This is a genomic window from Clostridium sp. CX1, from assembly GCF_025398335.1.
GTDB classification, from domain to species: Bacteria; Bacillota; Clostridia; order Clostridiales; family Clostridiaceae; genus Clostridium_AM; species Clostridium_AM tanneri.
This window is the reverse complement of record NZ_JAODOO010000002.1, coordinates 1-20,186: the sequence shown is the minus strand read 5'-3', so window position 1 is coordinate 20,186 and position 20,186 is coordinate 1. Positions and strand designations below refer to the sequence as shown.

General features: G+C 32.0%; 19 protein-coding genes and 1 pseudogene. 2 read left to right on the top strand and 18 right to left on the bottom strand.

Annotation, left to right across the window (positions count from 1 at the left end; genetic code table 11):
* Window positions 1-425 precede the first annotated feature (425 nt).
* From asrC to N4T77_RS01860, 9 genes are all read right to left on the bottom strand, one after another.
* Complete coding sequence (gene asrC / locus N4T77_RS01900; protein ID WP_261670379.1) at window positions 426-1,373, bottom strand: sulfite reductase subunit C; 948 nt, start codon at window positions 1,371-1,373, stop codon at window positions 426-428.
* 22 nt (window positions 1,374-1,395) lie between these two features.
* Window positions 1,396-2,187 carry an anaerobic sulfite reductase subunit AsrB gene (gene asrB, locus N4T77_RS01895; RefSeq protein WP_261670033.1) on the bottom strand — a complete coding sequence of 264 codons (792 nt, stop codon included), beginning with the start codon at window positions 2,185-2,187 and terminating at the stop codon, window positions 1,396-1,398.
* The gene (gene asrA / locus N4T77_RS01890; RefSeq protein WP_261670032.1) at window positions 2,188-3,189 is read right to left on the bottom strand and encodes an anaerobic sulfite reductase subunit AsrA; all 1,002 of its coding nucleotides are present in this window, start codon (window positions 3,187-3,189) and stop codon (window positions 2,188-2,190) included.
* Between the two features lie 11 nt (window positions 3,190-3,200).
* The gene (locus N4T77_RS01885; protein WP_261670031.1) at window positions 3,201-3,995 is read right to left on the bottom strand and encodes a formate/nitrite transporter family protein; all 795 of its coding nucleotides are present in this window, start codon (window positions 3,993-3,995) and stop codon (window positions 3,201-3,203) included.
* Between the two features lie 143 nt (window positions 3,996-4,138).
* Window positions 4,139-4,546, bottom strand: a complete 408-nt coding sequence (locus N4T77_RS01880) for a hypothetical protein (protein WP_261670030.1) — start codon at window positions 4,544-4,546, stop codon at window positions 4,139-4,141.
* An 82-nt stretch (window positions 4,547-4,628) separates the two neighbouring features.
* Entirely contained in the window at window positions 4,629-5,318 is a 690-nt protein-coding gene (locus tag N4T77_RS01875; protein WP_261670029.1) for a Crp/Fnr family transcriptional regulator, read from the bottom strand.
* A gap of 41 nt (window positions 5,319-5,359) precedes the next feature.
* Window positions 5,360-7,606, bottom strand: coding sequence for an ATP-dependent Clp protease ATP-binding subunit ClpA (gene clpA / locus N4T77_RS01870; RefSeq protein ID WP_261670028.1), 2,247 nt, complete (start codon window positions 7,604-7,606; stop codon window positions 5,360-5,362).
* Window positions 7,607-7,608: 2 nt separating this feature from the next.
* Window positions 7,609-7,908, bottom strand: a complete 300-nt coding sequence (locus N4T77_RS01865) for an ATP-dependent Clp protease adaptor ClpS (protein WP_261670027.1) — start codon at window positions 7,906-7,908, stop codon at window positions 7,609-7,611.
* Between the two features lie 25 nt (window positions 7,909-7,933).
* Window positions 7,934-9,535, bottom strand: coding sequence for a S24 family peptidase (locus N4T77_RS01860; RefSeq protein ID WP_261670026.1), 1,602 nt, complete (start codon window positions 9,533-9,535; stop codon window positions 7,934-7,936).
* 248 nt (window positions 9,536-9,783) lie between these two features.
* Between N4T77_RS01860 and N4T77_RS01855 the strand changes: the two genes are divergently transcribed.
* Window positions 9,784-11,700 carry an ABC-F family ATP-binding cassette domain-containing protein gene (locus N4T77_RS01855; protein WP_261670025.1) on the top strand — a complete coding sequence of 639 codons (1,917 nt, stop codon included), beginning with the start codon at window positions 9,784-9,786 and terminating at the stop codon, window positions 11,698-11,700.
* Between the two features lie 112 nt (window positions 11,701-11,812).
* On the opposite strand, the gene N4T77_RS01850 is transcribed toward N4T77_RS01855, so the two are convergent.
* Window positions 11,813-12,370: a helix-turn-helix domain-containing protein gene (locus N4T77_RS01850; protein ID WP_261670024.1), complete on the bottom strand. Its 558-nt coding sequence runs from the start codon at window positions 12,368-12,370 to the stop codon at window positions 11,813-11,815.
* A gap of 183 nt (window positions 12,371-12,553) precedes the next feature.
* Between N4T77_RS01850 and N4T77_RS01845 the strand changes: the two genes are divergently transcribed.
* Complete coding sequence (locus N4T77_RS01845; RefSeq protein WP_261670023.1) at window positions 12,554-13,474, top strand: DMT family transporter; 921 nt, start codon at window positions 12,554-12,556, stop codon at window positions 13,472-13,474.
* 102 nt (window positions 13,475-13,576) lie between these two features.
* Here the strand turns inward: N4T77_RS01845 and N4T77_RS01840 are convergent, their stop codons facing one another.
* From N4T77_RS01840 to N4T77_RS01805, 8 genes and pseudogenes are all read right to left on the bottom strand, one after another.
* Window positions 13,577-14,074 (bottom strand): superoxide dismutase family protein, encoded by a 498-nt coding sequence (locus tag N4T77_RS01840; protein ID WP_261670022.1) that lies wholly within the window; start codon window positions 14,072-14,074, stop codon window positions 13,577-13,579.
* A 306-nt stretch (window positions 14,075-14,380) separates the two neighbouring features.
* Window positions 14,381-15,442: an alpha/beta hydrolase gene (locus tag N4T77_RS01835; protein WP_261670021.1), complete on the bottom strand. Its 1,062-nt coding sequence runs from the start codon at window positions 15,440-15,442 to the stop codon at window positions 14,381-14,383.
* A gap of 191 nt (window positions 15,443-15,633) precedes the next feature.
* Entirely contained in the window at window positions 15,634-17,250 is a 1,617-nt protein-coding gene (locus tag N4T77_RS01830) for an ABC-F family ATP-binding cassette domain-containing protein (RefSeq protein WP_261670020.1), read from the bottom strand.
* Window positions 17,251-17,651: 401 nt separating this feature from the next.
* On the bottom strand, window positions 17,652-18,191 hold the full coding sequence (locus tag N4T77_RS01825; protein WP_261670019.1) for an RNA 2'-phosphotransferase: 540 nt from the start codon (window positions 18,189-18,191) through the stop codon (window positions 17,652-17,654).
* 34 nt (window positions 18,192-18,225) lie between these two features.
* Window positions 18,226-18,588 (bottom strand): hypothetical protein, encoded by a 363-nt coding sequence (locus N4T77_RS01820; RefSeq protein ID WP_261670018.1) that lies wholly within the window; start codon window positions 18,586-18,588, stop codon window positions 18,226-18,228.
* A 5-nt stretch (window positions 18,589-18,593) separates the two neighbouring features.
* Window positions 18,594-18,899 carry a hypothetical protein gene (locus tag N4T77_RS01815; RefSeq protein WP_261670017.1) on the bottom strand — a complete coding sequence of 102 codons (306 nt, stop codon included), beginning with the start codon at window positions 18,897-18,899 and terminating at the stop codon, window positions 18,594-18,596.
* Between the two features lie 244 nt (window positions 18,900-19,143).
* Window positions 19,144-19,590, bottom strand: coding sequence for an immunity 26/phosphotriesterase HocA family protein (locus tag N4T77_RS01810; protein ID WP_261670016.1), 447 nt, complete (start codon window positions 19,588-19,590; stop codon window positions 19,144-19,146).
* Between the two features lie 4 nt (window positions 19,591-19,594).
* Window positions 19,595-20,186: pseudogene (locus tag N4T77_RS01805) on the bottom strand (hypothetical protein); the annotation flags it as partial.

Genomic DNA, 20,186 nt, shown 5'->3' with positions numbered 1-20,186 from the left:
CTTATTACTATAAAAATTCATTTATTATAAATCGAAATTGCCAGGGATTAGGACATATCTTATGTTTATGTTAGCTGATACTACAAGCTATTACTATCCCATGTTGATTTATAGAAAGCAAACTATCGTAATTTGAAAGCATTTCTAGTTATTTATCGTCTAAACTTTCTAAAAATTTATAGGTAATTTCATTTTTTTATAAAAAATGATTTTTTTTATTTAATTTATGAATTATTAATTCTTATATTTCTATTATAACTCAAATTAACCATGCTTTTGAATATTCAATCAATTTGTTAACAAATATTTAACACAAATAAAAACGGGCTATATCTATGCCCGTTTTTATTTCATATACTATTTCTTTATAACACTATGATTTTTAAAATAAATGATTAAGCTATTACGGCTTCATTTTATATAAATTACCAATTAATTGTTTCCTTAACTTCAGCCATAGGCCCTAAGTTAACATCTTTTAATGCCCACTTTTTGAACTCCTGGTATCCACTTCTATCTACCATATATCCTATATGCTCTTTTCCTTCAGGAGCTTCCTTATCAATATATGCTTCTATATAATCATAAGTATTTAAGATGATTTTAATAATACTTTCTTCATCTACCCATTTAATAAAGTCTTGAGCAAGTCTAGGATTTTTCTTTCCTGTTCTGCCCATTATAACTAACTTATAATACTTTTCAGTGCTTCTTGTCCATGCACCAGTAGGACATTTGTTAACGCACTCTCCACAGCCTATGCATTTCTCATGATCTCTCACTACTTTAAAGTTTTCAAAGCTTAAAGCACCTGTTGATCTTTTCTTACAGTTCTTAACACAGGCTTGACAGCTTATACATCTATCCTTATCGTATTGAGGTTCAGTCATTCCAAGTATTCCAAAGTCCTGCATCCTCGCTTTAATACAGTCGTTAGGACATCCAGTTAAGGCTATTTTAACGTGGCGGTCATGTGGAAATATAGCCTTTTCTATTTTCATTGCAAAAGCAGAAGTATCATAGTTTGCAAAAGGACATACTCTGTTTCCAATACATGCTGATACGTTTCTTGTACCTGCTGCAGCATATCCTTTATTTGGATCTACTTGATTTATTTCCAAACCTTCTATTACAGGCTGAATCATTTCATTTACCGCCTGCATATCATTCATATCTATTCCAGGTATTTCAAAACCCTGTCTTATAGTTATATGCACTGTTCCGTTGCCATACTCTTCTGCAACTTTTTGCAGAAGAGCAAAGTGCTTAGCTTCCATGTGCCCACCAGGAACTCTTACTCTTATGGCAGTTTTTCCTCTTTCCTTTGTTACCCTGAAGGCATTCTTTTTAAGTTTTTTTGTATTTATATCCATAGTCATAATCCAATCCCCCTTTTTAATCTACTAAATTCTTAGCTTTAGTATAATTAAATACTGGTCCTTCTAGACATATATAAGTGTCATCCATCTTACAGTGTCCACATTTACCAACACCACAGCACATCTTTCTTTCATAAGAAACCCAGATATTTTCTTCTTTTATTCCTTTATTTATAAACTCAGCTACAGTAAACTTCATCATTATTGGTGGCCCAACTACCACAACCTGTGCATTTTGGACATCTTCAATATTTAATTCTTTAACATAATTAGTAATCAATCCAGTATTTCCTGCGTATCCTTCTTCTGCCTTATCTACAGTTAAAGTTACATTAATAGTCTCACCCCATTTTTTGATATCTTCTTTAAATAAGATATCATTTGGAGATTTAAATCCCATTAAAACATTAAAGTTTTTACATTGATCTCTATGAGCTGCAAAGTAATCTACTATACCCTTTACTGGTGAAAGTCCTGTTCCACCGGCAGCTACTATAATTTCCTTTCCTCTATATATATCTATATCAAAACCGTTTCCATAAGGTCCTCTCATGAAAAGTGTATCTCCTGGAAAGAAAGTATGAATTACATCAGTAACCACACCAACTCTTCTAATAGTTAAATCTACCCAACCTTCTCCTATACCACTAACAGAAATTGGAGCTTCTCCGTACTTTGGTACTGAAACCTCAAAGAACTGCCCCGGTTTCACATCACCCTTAAACTCCATTTTAAAAGTGTACTCTGTATCTGTATGGGTCGTTATGCTAAGTATTTTGCTTGGGAATGGTAAATATATGTTTTCCATTTACTCCACCTCTTTCACTGCTTGATTTAATTTATTCACACAATTTGAGAATGATATATATTGAGGACATGCATCATCACATCTTCCGCAGCCTACACACATATGATAACCAAATCTTTTATTAAAATCATAAACCTTGTGCATAACCTTAAATCTCATTCTATCGCCTTTTTCTTTTCTAAAGCTGTGACCACCAGCCATATCTGTATAGCCATCTACTTGACAAGAAGCCCAAACTCTTCTTCTTTCACCTACTTTGCCGTTATCTTTGTAGAAAATATCCTGCATTGTAAAGCAGCTGCAGGTTCCACAGACAGTATTACATCTTCCACAGGCGATACATCTTTCTGAGTATTCCCTCCAACCTTCCCATTTAAATATCTTTCCATCTAAACCTTCTGGTATATTCACTTCTACTTCATTTTCTTCTACAAAACTTGGAATTACTTCAGCTGTTTCTTCTGCTTCAAAGTATGCTTTAAATTCATCATTTTTACATTCTACAGAAACCTGTCCATCTTTTACTCTTACAAACAAATCATATTCCTCTGTCTTGTTACTTCCCATACTTACACAGAAACAATTTTCAAAGCTATTTTCACATTCCATAAGAACGAATTTAACTTTTTCTCTTAATTTCTTGTAATAAGGGTCTTCAAAACCATTCTTTAAATATATTTGATCTAATCTTTTAACTGCATGAATATCACAGCTTCTTAAAAATATTAGAATTTTTTTATCATCTACTTTAGGTTCTGCTACGCTGTCTTCAGTAAAATAAAATAACGTCTGAGTTATTGGAAGTATAACTTCCTTAGGGGAAAAATTTGACTTTTTATCAAAAACTATTTCTTCTACAGTCTTTATTTGACCATATCTAACTGAATCTGTATCTGAGAAAACACCCTTTCCCTTTAAAAGTACAGGAGCATATATCTTATACTCTTGTGCTATTGAGTTTAAAAAACTATTGAACTTTTCATTTTTCATTACAAATCCCATTTTAAACCTCCCTATGCAATCTTATTATTTATTTCTTCTGTTTCTTTCTTAGAAACATACCAATAAGCAATTCCTACAAATAACATTCCACCAATAATATTTCCAAGAGTTACTGCTATAATATTATGAGCAAATCCTCCTAATGATACCACTGCTTTATGTGGAATCATTAAAGCTATAGAAAGTAGTGTCATATTAGCTATACTGTGTTCAAAGCCTGAAGTTATAAAGGCGAATAAACACCAGAAAACCATTATAAGCTTTGCTGCTTCGTCCTTCAGTTTAAAAAAGCACCACACTGCTAGGCAAACTAGTATATTACATAGGATACCTCTAAAGAATAATTGCATGAAAGGTGCTCCCATTTTTGCAGCAGAAGTTTTAAGAATAAATTCTGCTGTAGTACCTTGCGAAAGCCCCGATGCCACAAACATTGCTGCTAATACTATAGAACCTACTAAATTTCCAATCCAACTAAAAATCCATATATTCCAAAGATCACTGCTCTTAACCTTTTTTTCTAAAACTCCTACAATCATGATCATGTTATTTCCTGTAAATAACTCTGAACCTGCAGCCAAAACTAAACTTAGGGCAACTCCAAAGGAAAGTCCCATTACAATTTTTGTAGCCGGTGAGTTAACAGCTCCTAGAAGCCCTCCAATAGTAAATATAAGTATAATACCAAAACCAACGAACATTCCTGCTAGTGCTGAGGCCACTAGGTACTTTCCTTTGCTTCTTTTAAGTAAAGCTGCCTTGTTTACTGCAGCTCCACTCAGCTTGCCAATCTCTTCACTATACAAATAGATCACCCTTTCAAAATCATCTTTGTTACATATTTAACATAACATATTCCCAGAAAAAATAATGTGATATTTATCACGGTTAAAAAACTTTTTTGAAAAATAATAAAAACTGCCACTTTTTATCGCAGCAGTTCTTATTATTAATTTAACTTATCACTAGGTATCTCCTCGTATATTGCCTCTTTTACGTACTTGTCATCTTTATTATGAGAGTTCCTCGGTTCTTCACCAATTCCTAAATCTTGGATATTAATATTTAAAGAACCAAACATTGTTTTTAGAGTTTCATTGGCAAAGCTTCCTATTTCTTCAAGTAACTCATCTGGATTTTTAGTTTTGGAAAGGTATACATCCATTTCACCACTGTAAAAGTTTTTAACAATCTTAGCTACAGTATACTGAGTGCTTTCATCATTAGGAGGTATAACTGTATCTTGTACTTGCAGTGTAAAATACATAGAGTTATCTGACTTTATTCCTACAGCTAGCTCCTCGAAGGAGTCTTCCTCATCTTCAGAAATTAAATAAAAATTTACTATAGGATTCATGATAGTATAATTCCTCCTCAATATTCACATTATACTCCATTATATTAAAGTATAAAAAATATGTGAATGCACTCTTACATTACTATCTTCCTCTAAAGTAAATGGATAACTCATCAGGATTTTTTACTAGTATTTTTTTACCTTCCATTTTAATCATCCCACTCTTTTCCAAGGTACGGATACATCTTGAAATAGTTTCTCTTGTACTCCCCAGCATATCCGCCAGGTAGGTAATACTAATATTTAAATTGATTAATACACCATTTTCAGTATCTATTCCATAATCCTTAGAGAGCTTCCACAGCTTAGCTGCAAGTTTTTTATCTATTTTTATTGGCACACTATTTTTAAGCTGTCTGTAAAGCCTTCTAATTTTTTTTGCCATAGAATTTATTATAACCCTAGTAAGCTTAAAGTCCTTAGACATTATCTCCAGCAAATCTTTTCTGAAAAAGCTTAAAACAAAAGTTTCTTCAAAGGCCTCACAATTTATAGAGGCAGGCAGTTCGTCAAAGATAACTTCATTGATAAACTGCCCATCACTTAAAATATAAATAACTCTTTTTTGACCTTCTTCTGAGCTTCTAAACATAGTCATTTTTCCCTTTAAAATTAGATATATATTCTCAACCTCTTGTCTTTCGTAAAATAACATTTCTCCCTTATTAATCTTTAGCTTTATAGCCTTAGATACCATCATTTCCAAAGTTGAAGTATCTATATCTTTAAAAATTTCTATTTGATTTAAATCTTCTATAGTGACTTTATTCATTACTTCAACCCCTTTAAAGCCCCTAAAAATTGTTAGCTTTATTATTCTGCCCTTATTATAACCTTATTGTCCTCTACATCTATTACGTAGGAATTAGTGCCCCTTTCCTCTCCAAATAGAATTTGATCAACAAAATAAGGTTTAATTTGGTGCTGAACTATTCTTATTATTTCTCTTGCACCATATTCTAATGACGTTCCCTTCGTAGATAGCCACTTATAGCATCTCTCTGTAACTGTTGCCTTTATGCCCTTAGATAATAGTTTTTCTTCAAATTCTGATATAGCCTTCTTAGCTACAAGAAGGGCCATTTCTTCATTCATTCTATTAAATATAACAGTATCATCCAGTCTATTTCTAAACTCAGGAGAAAAAACTCTTTCTATTTCCTTAGTTATAGATTCTTCTTTAGTTATTCTCTCTCCAAAACCCATTAAGGTTTTTCCCAGAGACCTTGCTCCTGCATTGGAAGTCATTATCAGTATTACATTTCTAAAATCCGTTTTCTTTCCTGTACTATCAGTAAGAGTGGCATAATCCATTAGCTGTAGTAGTATGTTTAAAACATCTGGATGAACCTTCTCAATTTCATCAAGCAATAAGACGCAGTAAGGGTTTTTTCTAACATTGTCCGTTAAAAGACCGCCTTCTTCATAGCCTACATATCCTGGGGGAGCTCCAATAAGTCTTGCCACACTGTGTTTTTCCTGATATTCACTCATATCGAATCTAATCAATGGAATATTAAGAGCATTTGCAAGCTGCTTACATATCTCTGTTTTTCCCACTCCTGTAGGTCCTACAAATAGAAGATTAGCTACAGTTTTGTTCTCATCATTAAAACCTGCCCTAGATTTTTTTATAGCTCTAACTAATGTATCTATGGCCTCATCTTGACCGAATATTTTTTCCTTTAGGTTCTTTTCTAAGCTTCTTAGTATCTCTATCTCATTTACAGATACGCTCTGCTCTGGTATTCTTGCCATAGAAGATACTACCTTTTCTATATCACCGCTTCTAATAACTATAACCTCATCATCTTTTCCATTTATTCTAGCATTAGCCCCCGCTTCATCTATTACGTCTATGGCCTTATCTGGCAGGTATCTATCATTTATATACTTTGCTGAAAGCTCCACTGCAGCCTTTAAAGCTTCCTCTGTATAGCTTACTTTATGAAACTTTTCATAGTTTTCCTTTAGGCCCATTAGAATGTTGTATGCCTCTTCATTGTTTGGCTCTGTAACCTCAATTTTTTGAAATCTTCTAGATAAAGCTTTATCCTTTTCAAATATTTTTTTGTACTCATCATAGGTTGTTGAACCAATAAACCTAATTTTTCCCTTTGTTAAAAAAGGCTTAAGTATATTAGAGGCATCCATTGCACCACCAGATACAGAACCTGCTCCGATTATAGTATGGATTTCATCTATATAAACAATGGCTTTATCTTCTTTTTCAATTTTCTTTAATACCTTCTTAATTCTCTCCTCAAAATCTCCTCTATATTTGGTTCCTGCAAGCAGTGAACCCATATCTAGTGAATAAATCTTACTTTTTTGAAGAGATTTAGGCACCTTGTTTTGTACAATTAGTGTTGCTAAACCTTCTGTAATGGCAGTCTTACCTACCCCTGGTTCACCAACATGTATTGGATTATTTTTTAACCTTCTAGATAACACCTGTATGGTTCTATTTATTATATCTTCTCTTCCAATCAGTGGGTCAATTTCATCATTTTCAGCTTTTTCCGTAAGCTCCACGGTAAAATCCTTTAGTAGTAACTCACCCTTCTTTTCACTTTCAACTTCATCCATATAATCATCTTCTAATTCCTGTTCATCCTCAGAATATATTGAATTAATTTCTGAAAGTCCATGGGTAATATAGTTAAGAATATCTATTCTTTTTATTCCCTGTTTTTTTAAGAAATAGCTGGCAAAGCTTTCTTCTTCATCATAAATAGATATAAAGATGTCTCCAAGCTTTATTATATTTTTTTCTGCTGCCAGCACATGAGAGCCTGCAGTGGTTATAATATTCTGTATGCCTATAGTCTCTAAAGGCTCCCCTTCTGATATTAGATTTATATTTTCATGAAAATATCTTGTTAAATCTTTTTTTATTTCCTCTATGTCACCACCACAATTTTCTATAATATCTCTTCCCTCACTAAAAAATAAGGAAGCATACAATATGTGTTCTGGAGTAAAATATTCATGTTTTGAATACTTTGCTTCATTATAAGCTGCGGTAATGACCTCATTTACTATCCTATCTAATCTCATATCTATTCCTCTTCCATGCTAAATTTTAGTGGGAACCCGCTGCTTTCCGCCATAGCAGATGCCTGTATCATTTTTGTAGCAGCTATATCATAGGAGTATATCCCTGCTACTCCTATTCCTTTTTTATGCACATCATACATTATTTTTGTAGCATCAACTACAGCCTTTTTAAATACCTTTACCAATACTTCAACTACAAAATCCATAGTTGTATAATCATCATTATGAATAAGCACCTTAAACATTTTAGGTTTTTTTGCCTTAGTATCTGTACTTTCTTTTAAAATAGTTTTTTGAGACATGTTTAACAACTCCATAGCATAAAAATTAAATCTTCTGTTTTACAACTCCTACAGCCACTCCAATAACATTTATTTCATTGTCAGTAATTTCTATAGGATAATATTTCTCATTTTCAGGCATAAGAACTATTCTTCCTTTACCTATTTGTAACCTTTTTAGCGTAGCATTTCCATCTAAATCTACCGCCACTATATCATTATTTTGTGCTGCATATTGTTTTCTGATTACCACATAATCACCATCATCTATGTCAGCCCCTATCATACTATCCCCTTTAACCTTTAGTAAGAAGCAATCTTTAACGCCCTTTAACCAATGCTGTGGTATATAGAAATCACCTTCTATGTCTGAATTCATTAATATTGGCTCCCCTGCTGCTATATCACTGTATACAGCTAATTGCTTTAATTCCTCAATGCTATATACGTCTTCACTATCCCCACTTTTAACTAAAAGCTCTGAAATATTATTTAAATCCCTTGTAAAACTATATTTTCTACTGTGTCTTAGATCGCAATATTGAAATTTTTCTATAAAAGGTGAGGTATTATTACTCATTTCTATTATTCCTTTTTCTCCGTATTTTTCATTAAGCTTTGCCGGATTATTAATATTATTTTTACTATCACCACAACTATTTAGTATATCCAATTGTTCTTGTGAAGTTTCTATGGACTTAAAATCATTCTCTAATTGGCCACTAGGTCCATATTTCTTGTTTAGAGAATATTTTTTTATATTTTCATCTAAGTTTAAACTTGCAAATTTCCGGCCTTTTGTTATCCAACCGTTTTGATTTAAATGCTTTTCTCTGTTTACAATTAACATTATATTAGAATATGCCTTTTTGCTGCATAAAAGATCTAAAAATTCTAATTGAATTTTTGTTAGGTCTTGTGAATCATCTGCTATTATATGACTATACTTTTTCTTGCTATCTTCGGCATATTTAGTAGCTAACAGGGTAATGTCTCTCTGATCCACTAAATTCTTTTCTTTCAATAGATTATTATATAGTTGCATCATATTAAAGATAGCTTCTCTTGCCTTGGAGTTCTTTAAAAGTCTCTTGGGACCTTGTTCTTTTGTCACTTTTCTTCCTACTCTATCTGCCTTTTGATACTCTTCAAGCTTTATATAGTTACAATCTTTAATCCAATTTATTTCATCTATAATAAATTCTATGTATCTTTCATTTAATACTTTAAGTCCCTTATATGAATTTTTAATTTCATTTAGGCATTGTTTAGTAATTTCATACTGTTCTTCCTTAATAATAAGTTTACAGTTGTATTTATTTTTCCTTCTATGTTCCAAGAAATAACTATACACAATATTATCTATTGTTTCAAGATGTACCTTGTCCACCTGATTCGAAAATAAGGTTATAAACTCTGTTTGACTTTCTTCCGTCTTATGGAGAGTTTCTTTAATCTGCTGAAGATGACTATCATTTTGCGCTACCATTAAGATTTTATCTGTTTCATACAAACAGTAGTTGTCCTTTAAAAAAATACTTCTATTTACTGCAACTGTAGTCTTCCCTGAACCTGCTGTCCCTCTTACTAGATTATAGCCTAGAACCTTACTTCTAATTATCCTTTTTTGTGCTGTATCTAACTTCATAATTCTTCACCTCCAAAGCGGAATAAACATTGTTATTATTATATTATAACCGAAATTGCTAAGTTGTGGTTATAATTTTTAACTTCTTTATATGTTACTTACCTACTAAATCTAAAATTAAAAGATTGCCATTTTTACTTTATTGCATTGGATTCTTAAATAGTTGAAAATTTAACTATTAACCAATATACTTAATAATATGTTTTATTATTTATAAAGGGAGAAACAAGAAAGGATTAGTGAACTATATGAATTTAATATCTTTAGAAAATATAAGCAAAAGTTATGGAGAAAAAATACTCCTTGATAATATTTCACTTTCCATAAGTGAAGGAGATAAGATAGGTGTCATAGGTATCAATGGTACCGGTAAATCTACACTGCTTAAAATCATCGCAGGAGTAGAAACTTATGACAACGGCAATATAATTACTGCCAATAAGTTAACGGTAAACTTTTTATCCCAATCAACAGTCTTTGATGAAGATGCTACAGTACTGGAACAGGTTTTTAAGGGAGACTCACCGGTAATGAAGCTTTTAAGAGAATACGAAACTATAACAAAAGCCTTAGAAAGAAGTCCAGAAGATTCTAGGCTGCAGAAGATGCTCCTAGATTTAACGCCTAAGATGGACGGTTTAAATGGGTGGCAAATTGAAAGTGATGCTAAGACTATCCTTACCAAATTGAACATTTTTGACTTTGAAGCTAAAGTAGGAACTCTTTCTGGTGGTCAAAAAAAGAGAATAGCCCTAGCTCAGGCCTTAATAACTCCTGCAAATTTGCTTATATTAGATGAGCCAACTAACCATATTGATAACGACACAGTGCTGTGGCTTGAGCAATATTTAAACAGCAGAAAAGGTGCTCTACTTATGATTACCCACGATAGGTACTTCTTAGATAGAGTAACAAATAGAATAATAGAGCTTCATAACGGAAACCTCTACAGCTATAGTGGAAATTACAGTGTATTTTTAGAGAAGAAATCAGAGCGTGAAGAATTAGAAAGAGCAATGGAAAGCAAACGTGAAAATCTTTATCGAAGAGAATTGGCATGGATTAAAAGAGGTGCAAAGGCTAGAACTACTAAACAAAAGGCAAGAATTGATAGATTCGAAGAAATTGCAAATAGCAAACTAGAGGTAGTTGAAGATAAGGTACAGATGTCCTCCGCCAGTACCAGACTAGGAAAAAAAGTAATAGAGCTAATGGACGTAACCATGAGCTATCCTGATAAAAAGATAGTTAATCATTTCAGCTATATATTTTCTAAAAATGATAGGGTTGGAATAATAGGCCCTAACGGTGTAGGAAAGTCCACTCTTCTTAATATATGTACAGGAAGAATTCAGCCTAATGAGGGAACTGTAGATATCGGGGAAACAGTTAAAATAGGATATTTTTCTCAGGAAAATAAGGAGATGGATGAAAGCCTTAGAGTTATTCAATATATAAAAGAAGCGGGAGAATTCTTAAAAGCCTCCGATGGTGAAGTTATAAGCGCAGCTAAAATGCTGGAGAGATTTTTATTTTCTCCAGAAATGCAGTGGACACCTATATCCAAACTTTCCGGCGGAGAAAAGAGAAGGCTATACCTTCTTAGAGTACTTATGGAAGCTCCAAATGTGCTAATACTTGACGAGCCAACTAACGATTTAGATATTCAAACCTTAACTATATTAGAAGACTATTTAGAAAGCTTTGAAGGGACAGTATTAACCGTATCCCATGACAGGTATTTCCTAGATAAAGTTGTAGAAAAACTTCTTGTGTTAGACGGTTCCGGTGAAATAACTTACCATACAGGAAATTATTCTGAGTATATCGAAAAGTATGGAGCTGTAGTTAAAAAGCAACAGGATGAAGAAAAAAAGAATAAGGAAAAAGTTATTCCTAAGGAAGAAAAAAAGAAAGATAAGCCTTTAAAATTTTCCTATAAGGAGCAAAAAGAATTTGATGAAATTGACAATGTTATCAGCGAAACAGAGGATTCAATTTCTAAGTTAGATGATAAGATAAACTCAGCAGGCAGTGATTTTGAACTGCTTCAAAAACTCCTAGCTGAAAAAGAGGAGCTGTCTAGTAAGTTAGAAAACTTATATGAGAGATGGGAGTATTTAAATGAACTATCAGAAAAGATAGAGGCACAAAAGTCAGTTTAATATAGATTGTTTTTTTACATTTTAAAGCCAATGCTTAGTATGTTAAGTATTGGCTTTTGAAATATCCGGTAAAAGCTGTTTCACAGCGGCTATTATTAAAATTTGCAGTTAACTAGTAGATAGGCTTACTCTTTATAAACAATACCTTTACATCCTTATCTGTAGAGTTCTTAAACTTATGCTTTCTATTTGGAAGTATTCTTGCTGTATCTCCTTCGTATAGAAGAAATTCTTCGTTTTCAAATACTATATAGGTTTCTCCTTCTAAAACAAAGGCTATTTCCTCTCCTTCATGTTCTGAAAATCCTCCATAGGTTTCACTATTAGCCTTTAAATTCATAAGCAATAACTCTACATTAGATTTTAATGGGCTAGGAGTTAAAATATCGTATAAAACATGCTTTTCATCTGGATTAAATATTTGTTTTCTATCTTCCTTTTTCAATATCAAGGACTTGTTGTCAATTTCCTCCATAAACAATGAAGACAAAGGAATTTGAAGTGTATCAGCTATAGACTGGAGTACACTTAAGGTAGGGTTTGCCATATCTCTTTCTAACTGACTTAAAAGAGAAGCACTTAATCCAGTTAACTCAGAGAAATCTCTTATAGTTAATCCTTTGCTTCTTCTATATTCTATAATTTTTCTACCAATACTTATTTTTCCCATACAATATCTCCTAATGATATAATCTTTAACTTATCATTTATTATATCATATCAATTTGTTTATTATAGTGATTTTTGTATTTTATATTGAACATCATTTTGAAAATTGCTATAATAGGTTCAAGGTTGTTTATTATAATGAATTTAATTCAACATATTATACAAGAAAGGTGGCTTTATAATTATGCAAGCTTTAACTAAGGATAAGGCTTTAATGGCAGACATTGCCCTTTTAATAGTTGCTATCATTTGGGGCGGTGGCTTTATAGCTGGTAAAATAGCCTTATTTACAATGACTCCCTTTTACTTATTATCTTTTAGATTTTTATGCTCTGGATTACTTTTAGGAATAATATTTTTTAAGAAGATGAAAACAATAGATAGAAAAAGTGTTATATCTGGAATTATTTTGGGATTATCTTTGTATATTGGACAAACTTTACAAACTATAGGACTTAAATATACTACCGCCGGAAAACAGGCATTTTTATTAGCTTCCTATACAATAATTGTTCCCTTTATCTCCTGGATTATAGTTAAAAAGAAACCTGATATTTATTCCTTTTTCGCTGGATTGTTAACTCTAATCGGTATTGGCTTATTAAGCTTACAAGGCGGTTTGTCTATCAGCTATGGCGACAGCTTGTCATTAATGTTCGCTGTTGTTTTTGCCTTTCAAATCGTTTTGATAGGTATTTATGTTAAAAATATTAATCCAATACATCTAACAACGGTTCAATTATTAATTGCCGGTACGCTTACATTAATTAGTGCATTAATCTTTGAACCTAGTATTAAATCTGTTACCACTGATGCTGTACTATCTATAGGTTATCTTGTTATATTTAATACAACTATAGCTTTTTTAGTACAAAACATAGCACAAAAATATACCTCTGACACCCATGCTTCAATAATAATATCTTTAGAATCTGTGTTTGGCTTCTTGTTATCTGTAATTCTAATGAAGGAGCTTGTTACCTTAAGGATGATTCTAGGCTGTGTATTAATTTTTACTGCGGTAATTATTTCAAAAACCAAGAATAAGTTTTTTAACCTTAAACATGTTTCTAAGAAACTACATTCTTCCAGTGTAAAGGAATAAATAAATTAAGCTAGAGTTTTAGCATTTATTAACTAAACTCTAGCTTAATTTATTATAATGCATTTAACTATTTAACGATAATAGGGCTTTCATAACCATTTTCTAATAACAATACATTCTAGGCATCGGATCTGGACAAGCGTTATATGCTTTTATTACCCCACAGCCTAGTCTCTTACCGGAATCTCCTGCAGGCTGTGAACGATAATCATCTGGACTTTCATGAATTATTACTGTCTTACCTATCACATCTGAAACTTTAAACTTATTGGTGAAAAACACCATCCTAGCGTAACCATTGTTTGAAAAAAGCACTGGAAAGTCCCCAGCATGATTTCCATGAGGCTGATTAGTTGGATTCCAATGTCCTCCTGCAGCAGCAAATGGATTTTTTGATTCTCCCATAGTACAGTTACCGGACTCGTGTATATGAAAACCATGAGGGCCAATAGGCGGCTTACCTTCAGATGCAGGCTTGTATTTAGGCAGTCCCCTAACTTCTACAGAAACATCTACTCCACCAGGTACATCTCTAAAACACACCACTCCAACAAGACTTGGTGCTAAGCTACCTCCACGAATTTGAGCTACAGCAATCATAGCATACCTCCATAATTTATTTCACTACTATGATATGCTATTTTTCTTTATCCGATGACTACCCGCTCTAATACTCCCTCGCAGGGTGTGAAAGTGACTTACACAAAATCAAAGATTTTGGTTCGCTGCTTTTCTCCAAGAGTACGTTGCGAGCGGCTATGTCCCTGGATTCGTACGACTAAGAATCAGATGGGGTTGAACCCCCACCTGGTTCAAGTCTTAACTTCATTAGTATTACTTTATAGATTAAAAACTTTATTAATTAAAAGACTATAATGCGTTAATTTAGAAGTACTTATATATTAATCAAATAATAGCAGCAGTTTGGAATATAGATTGCAAACCTTCTGAAATAATAGCCTTCATTGGATATAATAAGTAATTTAAATCATGGTCATGGTTTTCAAAAATATTGACATGTAAATTATTCTTTTTTAGCTTTTTAAATGTTTTATCAATGTCTAGAACATCCTGCACCGGTATACTTGCATCATCTTTTCCGTGAAAAATATGAATAGGGATATTTAGTTTTACCAAAATCTCTTTTGCTGGTGGTAATTTAAAATGCTCTTTGCACCACGCAGAAGTAATTCTAACTTCATAGTTATTTTTTAACCATTCGTCATCATCAGAATTTATTGCATTAAAGACCTGATTTTTATATTCTCTTAGCATAATTTCAAAATCTTTTTGTTCTATAATTCCATTATAGTCTAAATCATAATCTTCAAAAGTGATATCTTCTAAGTATGTTTGACGAAGCTGATATCTATCTTCTTCAAAATTAGCTTTTGTTATATATCCCTTATTTTCATAGTCAAACCATTTACACATATTTACCATTGAGCTTCCACCTGATAACTGCCATTCTAGAGTTGTCCTTAAATTTTCATTTGCATATCCTGCTAGTAACAAAGCATGAATATTTGCTTTACCATTTAACGCTACCAATGGTGCAATCTGCGAGCCTTCACTAAATCCAAATAAAATTATTTTTGTATTTTTAAACTGTTCTTGATTTTTTAAATAATTTACAACAAATTCAATATCACTAACAGATGTAGAAGGAAGATAACTCTTATATTTTTCATCGTCAATATTAACATACATAGGACTATTTTCCGATATAGAACATCCTCTTGTGCTCCAACGACAAAAAGCAATATCCCTTTTACAAAATTCTTTTGCAAATAAATCAAAATAGTTAAATTCTACTTCCTCTATTTTTCTATGATTATCATAGGTGTTGGGTCCAGTACCCTGTACAAAAATAATAAGTTTTCCCACTTGACTTTTATTTGGAGTGCTTAACTTAATGGTTAATGGATACCCATCAAAAGACTCTAGGGTAAATACCGATGATTTCATAAATTCACTCTCCTTAAATCTAGGTATTGATCATAATCATCTCACAGTTAATAAACTAGCTATGCTTAAATTATATACTATTATATTTAAGAGAGAAATTTAAAAGAGTGCAAAAATCAATACATTTTTGCACTCTTCCAAATTTCTTTATATTAATGAAATATACATGTTACTACATTTCTCTGCTTGTTCTATTTATACATCTCTTCAAGCTTCTTTTGAATTTCTCCATTTTCAAGATATTCATCGTAACTCATCTGTCTATCCATTACACCACCTGGAGTAATCTCTATTATTCTGTTTGCAACAGTTTGCACGAACTGATGGTCATGGGATGTAAATAATATTGTTCCACTAAAATTAATTAATCCGTTATTTACTGATGTTATTGATTCAAGGTCAAGGTGGTTAGTTGGTTCATCAAATATTAAGACATTGGCACCGCTTAGCATCATTCTTGAAAGCATACAACGAACCTTTTCTCCTCCTGAAAGTACATTAGCATTCTTAAGAGCTTCTTCTCCTGAGAAAAGCATTCTTCCAAGGAAGCCTCTTATAAAGCTTTCAGATTTTTCATCGGAGAACTGACGAAGCCAGTCTACTAAACTTAAATCAACGCCTTCGAAGAACTCTGAGTTATCCTTAGGGAAATATGCCTGTGATGTAGTTACTCCCCATTTATAGCTTCCACTATCTGGTTCTAATTCTCCCATAAGTATTTGGAATAGAGTAGTTTTGGCTAATTCATTTGCCCCTGCAAAAGCAATTTTATCACCTTTATTTACTATAAAGCTTACGTTATCTAAAACTTTTACACCATCAATAGTCTTAGTTAAGCCGTCAACTGTAAGTAAGTCGTTTCCAGCTTCTCTTTCTGGGCTAAATCCAACGAAAGGATATTTACGAGAAGATGGTTTTATATCATCTAGGGTTATCTTATCTAACTGCTTTTTACGGGAAGTAGCCTGCTTTGACTTAGAAGCGTTAGCACTAAATCTAGCAACAAAGGCTTCTAATTCCTTTATCTTCTCTTCCTTCTTCTTATTTTGATCTTTAGCCATTTGTAATGCTAATTGACTTGATTCATACCAGAAGTCATAGTTACCTACATAAAGCTGTACTTTACCGAAGTCAACGTCTACCATATGAGTACAGATCTTATTTAAAAAGTGTCTGTCGTGAGATACTACTATTACTGTATTTTCAAAATCCATTAGGAAGTTTTCAAGCCAATTAATAGATTTAACATCTAAGTGGTTGGTAGGCTCGTCTAGTAATAGTATATCTGGTTTTCCAAATAGTGCTTGAGCAAGAAGTACTCTTACCTTATCTGCTCCATCTAAATCCTTCATTAGTTTATCATGAAGATCTACAGATATTCCTAGTCCCATTAAAAGTGCAGCAGCTTCTGACTCTGCTTCCCAACCGTTAAGCTCTGCAAATTCTCCTTCTAACTCTGATGCCTTTATTCCATCCTCATCTGTAAAGTCTGGCTTAGCATATAATGCATCTTTTTCTTTCATAATGGAATATAGTCTTTCATGTCCCATTATTACTGTCTCTAGTACTGGATATTCATCAAATTCAAAGTGGTTTTGCTTTAAAACCGTTAATCTTTCACCTGGTGTAATTATAACCTCTCCAGTGTTAGCTTCTACTTCTCCTGAAAGTATTTTTAAAAAAGTAGACTTCCCTGCTCCATTAGCACCTATTACTCCATAGCAGTTGCCTGGCGTAAATTTTATGTTAACATCTTCAAATAACTTACGTCCACCGTATCTTAAACTTATATTACTAGTACTTATCATATTTTACAAATCCTCCATTGTTATCTATATATTTTTCACTGATAAACAAAGTATATTAAAATATTCTTTTGCTTACTGTGTAATAATCGTAAAAATCTTAATTTTCAATGTCGAAACACCGAAACATTATACCATATAAAGATAGGATTAGCTATATATTTTTAAATACTAGGTACATAAATTATATCTCACACATTTATTAGGAAATATCAACACTGGGAATTTAAAAAAACACCAACCCTTGCTGTTGCTAGGTTGATGGCTATAAGGTCAGACTCAATGATAAAAAACAGGAAACAGTTTTCTGCTTTCTAAAAACTAATCAAAAACTACTTTCTTTAAAAAGAACCCAGCTATCACCAATAGGTGATAATGCTAGGTTGTAACAATGTTTTTAATATCTATATTTCAATAATATACTTATCAGGAATCGAATCAGCTAACCAAATTGTATCGCTTCCATAGTAAAATGAAGTCCCATTCTTCCATGCTTTTCTAGAATTAATGAGTAGCAGCACTGGATTATTATCATACCTTCTACCAACCTGCATTGCAATATCTCTATTTGTAGACAAATGAACATACTGCCTAGCTTGTGGTAATAAACCATATCTTTTTATTGATAACATAAATCTTTGTGCTGTACCATGATATAATATATCCGGCGGTTCTACAGGAACTTTTTCAACTTTATTTGGTGTTGAATGCCCATACAGTGCCCTAATTTTTCCATCAACAATTTCATGTCGCTTTTTATCTGATAAATCTATCATTTTATACAAGTCACTTTCCGTTATATTATACCATTTATCATTTTCTTTTAAAGCATTTATTAGCTTTAATGTGCTTACCCATCCATCAGCATTTAGTTCTAATTTATACTTCCATGGTTCATGCCTAAGAATATATGAAACTTCTTTGCTTAGTTCTAAATAGTTCAAAGTTTAGTCTCCTTTATACTTATTTAAGAATAGATTATTTTAACTTAGAATAGCCTTGTGAAATAAACTCATATACTCCAAACCCATCAAAGTAGATTTTATAATGATTGTATTTGTTTTTTATTTTATTCTCAACGACATCTTTTATCCATTCTGAATTTTCTACAGTTACTATAGCATTATAAGCAAAAACATCTTCTTTAGTAAGATTCTCTTCTTTACCATACCTATAATTAATACAATTATTAAAAACAATTCCAGTTACTTCATATTTTCCATTATCACTTTCATAATCAAATTTGAGAACTGTATCTTCTCCCTCCTTTTCAAAGATAGGTGGATTTATAAATTCCTGAGCCAGTTCTTTAATAATGTATACTTTTCTTATAGTATTCACTCCAATCACCCCAAACTACTCGCATTCTTACCAACATCTGTAATTCTTAATATATCTATTCCTGTGCTTGATAAACTGTTTCTTATCAATCTCTCAGTTATTTTACTTTCTATAAACTCACCTCCTGTCATATCAAGTAATTTCCACTTGCAACATGTCGCACCTCCAAATGTTACTTTATCTCCTCTTAAATAATATTTTTTAGTAACTCCATTTGCATTTTTCTGCGTTCTGATTCCTGAATCGTTATATCTAAAACTGATATTATATCCATTAACTATTATCAATTTTAATCTTTTGCCCTCTTCCAAGGTATAACTGTAATTATTATATGTTATTTTTCCTTTATAATATAATTTATTAATGAATTAGCTTTCTACAATAAAAGAAATGCAGTTTACCGATATTAATTAAAATGTACTATCATAGATATTCTTCCTATTAGTTAAATACCTTATATAAGTAGAGCTATCAATATGTATAACATAACACATTGATAGCTCTTATAAATTTCTTATGAAATATATTTAACAATTAATATCCAGCAACTATAAATTAAGTTAGTTCTCTTATTCTTAATTCGTGTAAATATCTTATTGAAACAGCTTCATATCCAAATATTCCAAATGGCTGGGCTTCTCCTATCTGATCTTTCTTAACTATAAACTCTTCATTGTTTCTTATAATAATTACTTTTTCAGCATCAAATAAATCAAACTTCCAGAAGTCAGGCATTTTAACTTCTTCTAAGACAGGAATATTTCCAATAATATTCCACTCTCCCTTCTTAATACCTGTATCAGTACTCCAAATCATTAAAATGGGTTCTAATTGCCTTATTTCTTCAAGAGCTACTTCTTTCATCGTTGGCACTAACTTATATAGTTCTATAAAAATAGATGGTCTATCTATTTTTAATATTCTGCCATATCCTTTGTTTCCTTTTTCATCTACTCTTAACTGAAAAATATCTCCAACTGAGTATTTTCCTTTTTTCTTCATAAATTTAATTCTCTCCTTGTTTAAATATTTTTATAGCCTCTTTGATATATTGTGAGTAATTTGGGTTTTTTAACTTAATAGGTCTTATCTTGTTTAAAAGCTTATCAATCCCACCATACTTATTAAATAGTATTTGTTCTAATCCTCTAGCTTGTGGATAGTTTAACTTTGATTTTTCTGGAGTAAATACAAGATTTTCTTTTCCAGGAGTTAACCTATGATTTAACTTTCTTACCTTAGGATTCTTAGTCCTACCAACATATTTAACATCAAACGTTATAGGATCTCTTAAAGTATAAACAGTATGATTAGCTTCAGCAACCTTAACCATTCCTGCTATTAGTACTAGTTTTGTTGCATTATTAGGAGGCGTCAATATTTTATTAAAAGATTTAATTGCTTGGGAGACTACTCCTAACGCTTTATTTACTACATTTGTTGCTTTTTCATATACTTTTCTCCAATAAGGCCAAAAGCCACTTGGATCATCTAGATTTACAGGATTATTCATACAATATGCAAATAAATTATGTGATATTAACTCACCAGTCTTTCCTCCAAGCTCATCCGCATTTAAGAACCTTCCCCAAACTGGA